Origin of the sequence: Roseinatronobacter monicus (assembly GCF_006716865.1) — a bacterium.
Taxonomy (GTDB): domain Bacteria; phylum Pseudomonadota; class Alphaproteobacteria; order Rhodobacterales; family Rhodobacteraceae; genus Roseinatronobacter; species Roseinatronobacter monicus.
Genome location: NZ_VFPT01000001.1, coordinates 1,470,069 through 1,481,444, shown reverse-complemented (window position 1 = coordinate 1,481,444; position 11,376 = coordinate 1,470,069). Strand labels below are relative to the sequence as shown.

The 11,376-nt window shown below is 58.7% G+C and carries 12 protein-coding genes; 7 read left to right on the top strand and 5 right to left on the bottom strand.

What is annotated here, in order from left to right; translation table 11 throughout:
- Positions 1-24: 24 nt before the first annotated feature.
- Together hisN and BD293_RS06985 are read right to left on the bottom strand one after the other, a co-directional pair.
- Positions 25-831 (bottom strand): histidinol-phosphatase, encoded by an 807-nt coding sequence (gene hisN, locus BD293_RS06990; RefSeq protein ID WP_142080476.1) that lies wholly within the window; start codon positions 829-831, stop codon positions 25-27.
- 122 nt (positions 832-953) lie between these two features.
- Positions 954-1,322, bottom strand: a complete 369-nt coding sequence (locus tag BD293_RS06985) for a helix-turn-helix domain-containing protein (RefSeq protein ID WP_142080475.1) — start codon at positions 1,320-1,322, stop codon at positions 954-956.
- 357 nt (positions 1,323-1,679) lie between these two features.
- Here BD293_RS06985 and BD293_RS06980 point away from each other — a divergent pair, with 357 nt between their 5' ends.
- From BD293_RS06980 to BD293_RS06955, 6 genes are all read left to right on the top strand, one after another.
- Complete coding sequence (locus BD293_RS06980; RefSeq protein WP_142080474.1) at positions 1,680-2,645, top strand: NADPH:quinone oxidoreductase family protein; 966 nt, start codon at positions 1,680-1,682, stop codon at positions 2,643-2,645.
- A 143-nt stretch (positions 2,646-2,788) separates the two neighbouring features.
- Positions 2,789-3,574, top strand: coding sequence for a Bax inhibitor-1/YccA family protein (locus BD293_RS06975; RefSeq protein WP_142080473.1), 786 nt, complete (start codon positions 2,789-2,791; stop codon positions 3,572-3,574).
- A gap of 263 nt (positions 3,575-3,837) precedes the next feature.
- A complete protein-coding gene (locus BD293_RS06970; protein ID WP_142080472.1) occupies positions 3,838-4,341 on the top strand; it encodes a type III secretion system chaperone family protein in 504 nt (167 codons plus the stop codon).
- A gap of 70 nt (positions 4,342-4,411) precedes the next feature.
- Positions 4,412-5,224 carry a pyrroline-5-carboxylate reductase gene (gene proC / locus BD293_RS06965; protein ID WP_142080471.1) on the top strand — a complete coding sequence of 271 codons (813 nt, stop codon included), beginning with the start codon at positions 4,412-4,414 and terminating at the stop codon, positions 5,222-5,224.
- Complete coding sequence (locus tag BD293_RS06960; protein WP_142080470.1) at positions 5,221-5,562, top strand: tRNA-binding protein; 342 nt, start codon at positions 5,221-5,223, stop codon at positions 5,560-5,562. Before proC ends, BD293_RS06960 begins: the two co-directional genes overlap by 4 nt.
- A gap of 11 nt (positions 5,563-5,573) precedes the next feature.
- Positions 5,574-6,527, top strand: coding sequence for a 2-hydroxyacid dehydrogenase (locus tag BD293_RS06955; RefSeq protein ID WP_142080469.1), 954 nt, complete (start codon positions 5,574-5,576; stop codon positions 6,525-6,527).
- Positions 6,528-6,679: 152 nt separating this feature from the next.
- Here the strand turns inward: BD293_RS06955 and BD293_RS06950 are convergent, their stop codons facing one another.
- The 3 genes from BD293_RS06950 to BD293_RS06940 form a co-directional block, all read right to left on the bottom strand.
- Positions 6,680-8,485, bottom strand: a complete 1,806-nt coding sequence (locus BD293_RS06950) for a M3 family oligoendopeptidase (RefSeq protein ID WP_142080468.1) — start codon at positions 8,483-8,485, stop codon at positions 6,680-6,682.
- 62 nt (positions 8,486-8,547) lie between these two features.
- Positions 8,548-8,838 (bottom strand): DUF4389 domain-containing protein, encoded by a 291-nt coding sequence (locus BD293_RS06945; protein WP_142080467.1) that lies wholly within the window; start codon positions 8,836-8,838, stop codon positions 8,548-8,550.
- Between the two features lie 24 nt (positions 8,839-8,862).
- Positions 8,863-9,954: an anhydro-N-acetylmuramic acid kinase gene (locus BD293_RS06940; protein ID WP_142080466.1), complete on the bottom strand. Its 1,092-nt coding sequence runs from the start codon at positions 9,952-9,954 to the stop codon at positions 8,863-8,865.
- Positions 9,955-10,018: 64 nt separating this feature from the next.
- Here BD293_RS06940 and tyrS point away from each other — a divergent pair, with 64 nt between their 5' ends.
- Positions 10,019-11,269: a tyrosine--tRNA ligase gene (tyrS, locus tag BD293_RS06935; protein ID WP_142080465.1), complete on the top strand. Its 1,251-nt coding sequence runs from the start codon at positions 10,019-10,021 to the stop codon at positions 11,267-11,269.
- Positions 11,270-11,376 lie beyond the last annotated feature (107 nt).

The window sequence follows — 11,376 nt, the reverse complement described above, 5'->3', positions numbered from 1 at the left end:
ATCTTGCCCGCCGCCCGTTGGGTGTCATCCGCGCAGCAATGCAAGCGCCTGTGCGTGCAGTTCGGCATTTGCCGCTGCAATCACCTGCCCATTTTCGCCAACGCGCGCGCCGTGCCAGTCGGTGACAATGCCGCCTGCCGCCTCTATCACCGCGATTGGCGCGGCGATGTCATAGGGGTTCAGCCCCGCCTCAATCACCAGATCGACATGCCCTGCGGCCAGCAACGCATAGGCATAGCAATCCATGCCATAGCGTGTCAGACGGACATTCTGCTCAACCCGTTTGAAAGCGGCCTGCTCTGCCGTGGTGCCGATCTCAGGAAATGTGGTGAAGAGAATCGCATCACCCAGATTGGGCGTGGTGCGGGTGGCCAAGGCTTTGCGCCCTTGCGGCCCGTCAACCCATGCTTGCCCCAGACCGCCCAGAAAGCGCTCCGAAATATACGGCTGGTCAATTACCCCTAGAAAAGGCCCGTCCACATCAGCCAAGGCGATCAGAACCCCCCAACAGGGCGTTCCGGCCAGAAACCCGCGCGTGCCGTCAATCGGGTCGATGACCCAAGTCAGGCCCGATTGACTGGCTTTTGGCCCGAACTCTTCGCCCAAAATGCCGTCCAGCGGGCGCGCTTCTTGCAGATATGCGCGAAGCGCTTGTTCTGCGGCGCGGTCCGCCTGTGTCACCGGATCAAAACCCTCGGCAGTCTTGTTTGCTGCGCCCAACTCCGGGCTGCGGAACCAAGGTAAAATCGCCTCGCGCGCCAGATCGGCAAGCGTTTCGATTTGCTCAAGCACCACAGCGTGTTGCGACAGCGTTCGCCGATCGTCAGGCATTGGGCAGGTCCACTATCTGTTGCGTATGACCGCCTCAATTACAGCCCTCACAATGAAAAGCAACGGCAGATCCAGGATCTGCCGTTGTTAAAAATTTTTATGTCATAAAATTCGAATGCGCATCAAGACGCTACGCTAAAATCTCCAAGTGACTGTGCCAGATGCAAAAACCGCTTTCTCTGACCTTCGGGAATGGCATAGTAGCTGCGCAGCAGGTCAAGCGTTTCTTTTTGCTGCATGACCTGATCATCGGCGTGGGCTTCCTCTGAACCCTCAGACAACCCCTCAAAGAAGAAGCTTGCCGAGACACCTAGAGCGCGCGAGATATCCCACAATCTGGACGCCGATACGCGGTTCATTCCAGTTTCGTATTTCTGAATCTGCTGAAATTTAATGCCGACAGCTTCTGCAAGCTGCTGCTGGGTCATACCGACCATCCATCTGCGCTGCCTGATTTTCTGCCCAACATGTGAATCTACCAAATGTGTCATATTTTTTTCTCTCCACCTCTAAATGTCGCTCAGCTTCAACTCAATAAAATGGGCTTCCACTCGATTGGCCAGAACGCTATCTATCCCGACAATCACTCGATAAGTCGTCCGTTACACAAAGTTGCTCACAGTCCTTACACGCGATTCCTGTTGCACCAACTCATACGCAGGTTGTGAGGGGTTCAGGTCTTCAAGGAAAGAAATTACGAAGCCCGAACCGCATCTTTGCAAAATGCAACGCAATTTGCGAATGCGTCTAGGGCAAGCATCGCGCATTGCGAAACTTCAGATGCAGGATGGCTTGCGCTTTCCTGCGCTCTCGGCAAACACTCACTTTTCGACCAAGAGGATCTCCAGATGAAAGCGGTTTTGCTGACCGAAGCCAACACAATGCCCCAGATCGCCAAGGTTGATCGCCCCTTGCCCGCTGCGGGACAGGTGGTGATTGATGTGGCGGCTTGCGGGCTGAATTTTGCAGACCTCTTGATGACGCGGGGGCAATATCAGGAACGCCCAGAGCTGCCCTTTGTCATGGGAATGGAAGTGTCGGGCACCATCGCCTCTGTCGGCGCCGGTGTCGAGACTCTCCGCCCCGGTATGCGGGTTGCAGCATTCACGGGCAAAGGCGGGCTGGCCGAGCAGGTCTGCTGCCCCGCCAATTGCTGCGTGCCCATCCCCGACGCTATGCCCTTTACCGAGGCGGCAGGGTTTCTTGTTGCCTATGGAACCTCGCACCTCGCCCTCAACAATCGCGCACGCCTGCAAGCAGGTGAAAGCCTTGTGGTGCTCGGCGCGGCTGGCGGGGTCGGCTTGACGGCGGTCGAAATCGGTGCGGCGATGGGTGCGCGCGTGATTGCAGTTGCGCGCGGCCCCGAGAAGCTGGACATCGCGCGCAAAGCAGGCGCAGACATCTGTCTTGACAGCGAAGGGCTGGACCTGCGCGCGGAACTCAAGGCCGCAGGCGGTGTCGATGTGGTTTATGACGCGATTGGAGAACCTCTCGCCACACCCGCCCTACGTTCCCTGCGCCCCGAAGGGCGATTCCTGACAATCGGATTCGCGGGCGGCACGGTGCCACAATTTCCGGCGAATATTTTGCTGGTCAAAAACCTGACAGTCATTGGCCTCTATTGGGGCGGCTACCTTAAATTTGCCCCCCAGACCCTGACCGACTCGTTGTCGCAACTGATGGACTGGTATGCACAAGGACGCCTGCACCCCCATGTCAGCCATGTTTTGCCGCTCGATCAGGTTGCAGAAGGGTTTGAGCTGTTGCGCAGTCGAAAATCGACCGGAAAAGTTGTAATTGAGCTCGCAGGATGAACACTGTGCAGGCAAATTTGGGGATTAAGGTCAATTCCCGTCTATTTCACTCCGGAAATGCTTGAAACCTGCGCAGGACTTGACGATATTAAGCGCAAGACAGTTCGGGGCTCCCCGATCTGCGTCCATTTACGGAGGTAAGTATGGCAGACTTCAACACGATGCGTACGCAGCGCGTCAGTGGCGCCCGCGCCGCTGAGATCGATGCGGGCCTGCGCGCCCACATGAACAAAGTTTACGGGACCATGTCGGTCGGCATGCTGATTACAGCGGCTGCGGCTTGGGCCATTTCCGGTCTTGCGACCACAACCGACCCAAGCATGGCCGTTGCAGAACTGCCAAACGGCACGATGCTGAACACACTTGGCGGCGCAATCTACATGTCGCCGCTGCGTTGGGTCATCATGTTCGCACCGCTGGCCTTTATTCTGTTTGGCTGGGGCGCGCTGATGCGCCGCGCATCGCCTGCTGGTGTGCAGCTTGGCTTTTTCATCTTTGCAACAGCCATTGGCCTGTCACTCAGCTCGATTTTTCTGGTGTTCACCAGCTATTCGATCACGCAAACCTTTCTGGTGACATCCATCGCCTTCGGTGGCCTTAGCCTGTATGGCTACACCACCAAGAAAGACCTGTCCGGCATGGGCACATTCCTGATTATGGGTGTGATCGGTCTGATCGTGGCGATGATCATCAACCTGTTCCTGCAAAGCCCGGCGATGATGTTCGCCATCTCTGCAATCGGCATTTTGGTGTTCGCAGGTCTGACAGCTTTCTACACACAGACCATCAAAAGCGAATATGTCGCCCACGCCGCAAGTGGCGATCAGGACTGGATGGACAAAGCCGCAGTCGATGGCGCGCTCATGCTCTACATCAGCTTCCTGAACATGTTCCAGTTCCTGCTGATGTTCATGGGCCAGCAAGAGTAACCAATAAACCTACCGCTTTTGAAAGGGCGTGCCTTGGGCGCGCCCTTTTCTTTTGCCCGCATGGAAAACAGCACAATCACCCATTGATCGGCAGATAGGTTGCAGGGTTATCCCCAGCTTTCTGTTGGGCGCATACGATTTTCCTTTACAGATCGATTGTTTCGGCACACCATATTTAGTATGCGTTAACTCAAGCGCGTAAAATTGTTGCGGTCTTATCTGTGTCTAGCGGTGCCGGACACAGCCAACACAAAGGGGTGGGTATGTCAGCAGCAGAGTTTTACCTTTCATCAGACAGCTTGCATCCGATCGACATGGTGGAAACCTTGGCCGAACATCATGCGTGGGACTTTGACCGCATGAACGAGGACCAGATCGCCATGGCCGTCGAGGGGCAATGGCGCACCTACTCGATCAGCCTTGCACTGGCCCCGCGCGACAACATGCTGCGACTGGTCTGCACCTTCGAAATGGACCCGCCCGAAGGTGCCATGCCCGCCATCTATGAAACGATCAGCCGCGCGAATGACATGGTCTGGTCTGGCGCGTTCAGCTTTTGGGAAACGCAGCGCCTGATGGTGTGGCGCTATGGTCTGCTTCTGGCCGAAGATCAGCCTGCCGATATGGAGCAGATCGAGCGGATGATTACCGCAGCCCTGATGGCGGCAGAGCGCTTCTACCCCGCCTTCCAGCTTGTCGCATGGGCAAATCACAGCCCGACCGCAGCACTGGAAATGGCATTGGCCGAAGCGGTTGGCCGCGCATGAAACGCACAGCCCCTTGACCCTTTGACGTCCCGGCGTGACAAAGGGACAGATCAGGACAGGGATAGTGCGTATGGAATTTGACCAGATTGCCCGCAACGGCATGGTGCTTCTGGGATGTGGCAAAATGGGCTCTGCCATGCTTGCAGGGTGGCTGGCGCGCGGTGTGCCTGCAAAATCCGTCCATATCATCGATCCTAACCCGTCAGATTGGGTGCGCAACACGGGCGCACACCTGAATGGCGAACTGCCCGCAACACCAGCCGTCGCAATTCTCGCCGTAAAGCCGCAAATGATGGGCGATGCCCTGCCCGGTCTGCAAGCCTTGGGCAATGGCACGACCTTGTTCATCTCGATTGCCGCAGGCACATCTCTGGCCCGCTTTTCTCAGGCTTTGGGGCACGATACCCCGATCATCCGCGCAATGCCCAACACGCCCGCTGCCGTTGGCTGCGGGATCACGGCGCTGATTGGCAATGACAAGGTGTCACCGGCACATATGGAACTGGCCGAAGGTTTGCTGGCAGCAGTCGGCGCGACTGTCAGGCTGGAGGACGAATCGCAAATGGATGCCGTCACAGCGCTGTCCGGCTCTGGTCCCGCCTATGTGTTCCACATGATCGAGGCGATGGCGCAAGCGGGCACCGATGCGGGCCTTGCGCCCGATCTGGCGATGCAGCTTGCACGTGCAACCGTCATAGGTGCAGGCCAGCTTGCAGCAGGCGCGGATGAGACAGCAGAGCAGTTGCGCATCAATGTCACCAGCCCAAAGGGGACAACCGCCGCCGCGTTGGAGGTGCTGATGGATGCTGACACGGGCCTGTCGCCCCTGATGGCCCGCGCCGTTGCGGCTGCTGCCGCGCGCTCTCGGGAATTGGCGCAATGAGCGATCACATCGGTTTCGATGACTTTCTGAAGGTCGATATCCGTGCGGGCAAGGTCACACGCGCCGAACCTTTCCCAGAGGCGCGCAAACCCGCGATCAAGCTGTGGGTGGATTTCGGGCCGGACATCGGCATCAAGAAATCATCTGCCCAGATTGCGGACCTCTATACCCCAGACGGGCTTGTCGGGCGCATGGTCATGGCTGTGGTGAATTTCCCGCCCCGCCAGATCGGGCCGTTCATGTCCGAGGTGCTGGTTCTGGGCGCAAACGATTCTCAGGGCCAGATCAGCTTGCTGGCCCCTGACCATGACGTGCCCCCCGGCACGCGAATGCATTAAAGGCGCAACACATGAGCGAACTTTACATCACCCGCGCCCTGCCCGAAAAAGTACTGCGCGCGGCAGAGGCGCATTTCAATGTGACCCTGCGCACGCAGACCGCCCCTCTCAAGAAAGGCGAGATGCGCGCCGCTTTGGTCCTGTATGACGTGGTCCTGCCAACCTTGGGCGACCAGTTCTCGGCCGAGGTTTTCGAGGGGATGGAAGATGCGCGCTGCCGCTTGCTGGCGAATTTTGGTGTCGGGTATAATCATATCGACGTGGCCGCTGCGCGTGCCGCAGGCATCGCCGTCACCAACACCCCCGGTGCTGTGACCGAAGCGACCGCCGATATTGCGCTGATGCTGATGCTGATGTCCGCGCGCCGCGCCGCCGAGGGCGAGCGGCTTATGCGCACAGGCAAATGGACCGGCTGGCACCCGACCCAAATGCTGGGCCTGCATCTGGGTGGCAAGACCTGCGGCATTGTCGGCATGGGCCGGATCGGGCAAGCAATTGCGCGGCGGGCACATTTCGGACTGGGCATGGATGTCGTTTACCACAACCGCTCGGCTAGAGCGCTGGATATGCCCGCGCGACAGGTTGGATCACTGGACGAGCTGTTGGGCATATCCGATTGCGTGGTTCTGGCCGTGCCGGGTGGCGGCGAGACACGTCATCTGATTGGCGCGCAAGAGCTGTCCGCCATGCGCCCGCATGCGCATCTGATCAATATCGCGCGCGGGGATGTCGTGAATGAGGCCGCCCTGATCGCAGCTTTGGAGGCGGGCACGATTGGGGGTGCGGGTCTGGACGTTTATGAGAAAGAACCACAGGTGCCCGATGCGCTGCGCAAATTGCAAAACGTGACCCTGCTGCCGCATCTTGGCACCGCCGCCTTGGATGTGCGCGAAGAGATGGGGTTGATGGCGGTTGAGAATGCCATTGCCCATATCGAGGGGCGCGCATTGCTCAATCCGGTCTGAGGGTGCCGCATTCAGCGTTTTTCATCAGGTGAATAACGATTTCAGCTTTCCGTTATTCGCGCAAAATAAAAAACGATTTCATTTTCCTTGCATCGACGGAAATGGAAAAGGGGGGCAATGGCCCCCCTCTTGCCCCGATCACTGTCGGAGCGTCACTCCATCGCTTCCAACTCGTCGATGAAGCCCGCGATCATTTCCAGCCCCTTATCCCAGAATGCCGGGTCGGACGCATCTAGCCCGAAGGGCGCGAGAAGGTCTTTGTGGTGCTTGGACCCACCTGCGGACAGCATCTCGAAATACTTGTCCTCAAACCCTTCGGGCGCATCCTCATAAGCTGCGTAAAGCGCGTTTACCAAGCCGTCGCCGAAAGCATAGGCATAGACATAAAACGGCGAATGCACGAAATGCGGGATATAGGCCCAGAACGACTCGTAACCGTCCATGTAGTTGAACACCGGCCCCAGACTTTCTGCCTGCACGCTCATCCACAATGCGTTGATATCTTCGGGCGTCAATTCGCCGCCACGGCGCGCATCATGCAGCTTGCACTCAAAGTCATAGAACGCGATTTGGCGCACGACTGTGTTGATCATGTCCTCGACCTTGCCCGCCAGCAAGACCTTGCGTTCCGCCTGTGATTTCGCATTCGCCAGCATCCGCCGGAAGGTCAGCATCTCGCCAAAGACGGACGCGGTTTCAGCAAGTGTCAGCGGGGTGGAGGACAGCAATTCTCCCTGCCCGGCTGCAAGGCGCTGGTGCACACCATGCCCCAACTCATGCGCCAAGGTCATCACATCGCGCGGCTTGCCCAAGTAGTTGAGCATTACGAACGGGTGCGCATCTGTCACGGTAGGATGGGCAAATGCGCCCGGTGCCTTGCCGGGTTTGACGGCGGCATCAATCCAGCCTTGGGTGAAGAACGGCTCGGTCAGTTCGGCCAGCTTGGGCGAAAAGCCTGCATAGGCCTCCATCACAGTCGCGCGCGCCTCGTCCCAGCCGATCTGGCGGGGGGCGTCCATTGGCAAGGGGGCGTTGCGGTCCCAGACCTCCAATGTCTCTAGCCCCAGCCATTTGGCTTTCAGCGCGTAGTAGCGGTGGCTTAGGCGCGGATAAGCGGCCACGACAGAGTTGCGCAGCGCCTCGACCACTTCCGGTTCCACATGGTTGGCCAGATGGCGCGCGGTTTGCGGTGTCGGCATTTTGCGCCAGCGGTCTTCGATTTCCTTTTCCTTGGCAAGCGTGTTGTGCACGCGGGCAAAGAGTTTGACATTCTTGCTGAACACCTCGGCCAAGGCGCACGCGGCGGCTTCGCGCCGTGTCCTGTCTGTGTCGGTCAGCAGGTTCAGTGTCGCTTCAAGGCCCAGCGGTTCTTCCTCGCCTGCGACGTCGAATTCCAGCGCGGCCATTGTTTCGTCAAACAGCCGGTTCCACGCAGCGGCGCCGACGGTTGATTGGTCATGCAGGAATCTTTCCAACTCATCCGACAACTGGTAAGGGCGCATAGCGCGCATGCGTTCAAACACAGTGCGAAACCGCGCCAGATCGGCATTGGCATTCAGCAGCGCATCGAAATGCGCGTCATCAATCCGGTTCATTTCCAGCGAGAAAAACACCAGCGGCGTGGTGGCAACTGTCACCTTATCCTGCGCATCCGACAGGAATTTCGCGCGCTCCGTGTCGATGGAGTTTTGATAGTAGCGCAGACCCGCATAGGACATCAGCCGTCCGGCCACCATGTCGATCTTCTCGTAGCGGCGCACGCAATCGAGCATATTCGCTGCGTCCAGTTCTGCCAGCTTGCCCTCATATGTTTTTGCAAAATCAGCACAGGCGGTTTCAAGGAACGCGAAATCATGCGCTATTTCCGGGGCATCCGGCGCGGAATAGAGCACGCTCAGATCCCAGTCGGGCAATTCGCCAAATTCGGTGGTTGTGCAGCTTTGCTGGTCTAGGGCCATGGAAAATCTCCGCTAAGGTTATAGCGAACACTTAGGTCGCAACGGGCCTACCCGCAACCACTCTAGTCCATCTCCTTGAAGGGCCACGGCTTGGCGTCGCTGGAAATGGACAGATAGCGCGCCGCCTTGGCGACCCAATCGCCCACAAGACAGCCAAATTCCGCCAGCCGCGCGTTCGGATTGCGGTTGTCGATCAGGAAGATGATGAACTGAATGCAGGCAATCAGAAAGAGGATTGTTTGCGCGACAGACACCATTGCCGCAAGGATCAGCATATAGATCAACCGCTTCCACAGCTCTTCTTCTGGTCGGGTGAACGTGGTCGGGTTTTGGGTATCCTCACCGTCTTGCATGGCAACCTCCAACAGAGCAAAGCCTTAGGGCGTGCTGATCTGCCCCCCGCCAACCGCCGCCGCAACCCCTGTGGTGGACGGGCAGGATGTGGGAAGCCCGCGCGCCACGCGCATGGCCAGATAGGCGAAAGCTTGCGCCTCGATCATGTCGCCGTCAAGCCCCGCTACCTCTGCGGGTTGAACCGGACAGGGCAGATGGGCAGCAATGCGGGCCATCAGGTCGGTATTGTGCCGCCCCCCCCCGCAAACCAGCACACGGGCGGGCATTTGCGGCAGGTAATCGAACCCCGCCCCAACCGATGCGGCGCAGCATTCGCTGAGTGTCGCCAGCGCATCGGCATCTGCCAGATGCGCCACACGGTCCAGCATATCCGCAAACCCCCGGTCGAGTGATTTGGGCGGCACGCGGAAGAAAAACCCCTCGTTCAGGAACGCGTCAACGACAGCTTGGTCGACCGCGCCACTGGCCGCCAGCGCGCCCCCGTCATCGCGCGCGCGGCCCAGACGTGTGTGGCACAGGTCATCCATCGGCGCATTGGCAGGCCCAGTGTCAAACGCCAGCAACGCGCCTTGCTCTTCGGGTTTTGCCTTGCGCGGGTCCACCCATGTCAGATTGCCAACCCCGCCAAGGTTCAGGAACACGAGCGGCGCATCGGCCTTGATGTGACGTGCCAAGGCGAAATGGTAGAACGGGGCCAGCGGCGCGCCCTGCCCGCCCAGCTTCACATCGGATGTGCGAAAATCCCACACCACCGGATAGCCCGCGACCATTGCCAGCACCGCACCCGACCCCGCCTGATGCGTGCCGCGCCCGCGCGGGTCATGCGCAAGCGTCTGGCCGTGAAAGCCCGCAAGCTCGACCCCGTCGAACCGCGCCATCACTTCGGCATGGGCGGATTCGATTATTTCTGAGGCGGCCTCGACCTCGGGCGCGTCGGGCCAGCAGCCCATGACAGCGCGCAGTGCTGCGCGTTCTTCATCAGAGTAGGGGCGAAACTCTGTTGGGCCAAAGGCTTCGATCACCTCGCCATTGGTGTCCAGCACCGCCGCATCCACCCCATCGAAAGAGGTGCCTGACATCAGCCCCAACACTCGTTTGACATCGCTTTTCAACATGGGCTTTCCCTTGACACCTTGCAGCGATATAGAACCCGCATTCTGCCAGCCGGGACAAGCGAAAATGACCTACACGCCGAAATCAGATTTCATCCGCACGATGCAGGAACGCGGGTTCCTTGCCGATTGCACAGACCTGCAAGGTCTGGACGAGGCGCTGAGCAAGGGCGTCGTTCCGGCTTATATCGGGTATGATGCCACTGCGAAATCGCTGCATGTGGGCCATTTGCTGAATATCATGGTGCTGCGCTGGTTCCAGAAGACCGGGCATAAACCGATCACCCTGATGGGTGGGGGCACGACCAAAGTGGGCGACCCCAGCTTTAGGTCAGAGGAGCGGCCCTTGCTGGACGCCGCCGCGATTGATAGCAATATCAACGGGATGCAGCAGGTTTTTGCCAAATACCTGTCCTACGGTGCGGGGCCGTCAGATGCGATCATGCTCAATAACGCTGAATGGCTGGACGGGCTGAATTACCTTGATTTCCTGCGCGATGTGGGGCGACATTTCTCGGTGAACCGGATGCTGAGTTTCGAGAGCGTGAAATCGCGGCTGGACCGCGAGCAATCGTTGTCGTTTCTTGAATTCAACTACATGATCCTGCAAGCCTATGATTTCGTTGAAATCTACCGTCGGCATGGCTGCTTGTTGCAGATGGGCGGGTCGGACCAGTGGGGTAATATCGTCAACGGGATCGATCTTGCGCGCCGCATTGCGGATGCCGAGATTTATGGGATGACAACGCCCCTTCTGACCACCTCGGACGGGCGCAAGATGGGCAAAAGTCAGGGCGGCGCGATCTGGCTGAATGCCGATATGCTGTCGCCCTATGAGTTCTGGCAATTCTGGCGCAACACGACCGATGCCGATGTTGGACGGTTCCTGAAGCTATATACCGAGTTGCCAGTGGAGGAGTGCAACCGCCTTGGCGCGCTCGAAGGGTCCGAGATTAACGCGGCGAAGATCATTCTTGCCAATGAAGTGACCACACTGTGCCACGGGGTGGAGGCTGCGCAAGCCGCCGAGGCGACCGCGCGCGATGTGTTCGAGAAAGGCGGGCTGGGCGAGGAGTTGCCGACCTTTGCGCTAGACGAGCAGGAATTGCGCGACGGCGTGTCGATTGCACAGTTGTTCGTGCGGGCGGGCTTGGCAAAGTCGGGCAAGGACGCAAAGCGCTTGATCGCGGAAGGGGGCGCGCGCGTCAATGATGCGCCGGTCACCGATGCGGGCCAGATGGTCGCTGCCGAGGATTTGGCCGAGCCAATGAAGCTGACTGCTGGCAAAAAGCGCCATGCTCTGGTGACGCGCAGTTAAGCAATGTGCAGTAAAATCGGCCAATTTGCATCATGTTGCGCAGACCACGCGCTCGTGACTTGCCTTCATGTGCGCCAGTGGGGATACACGGCTCATATTCAAATAAC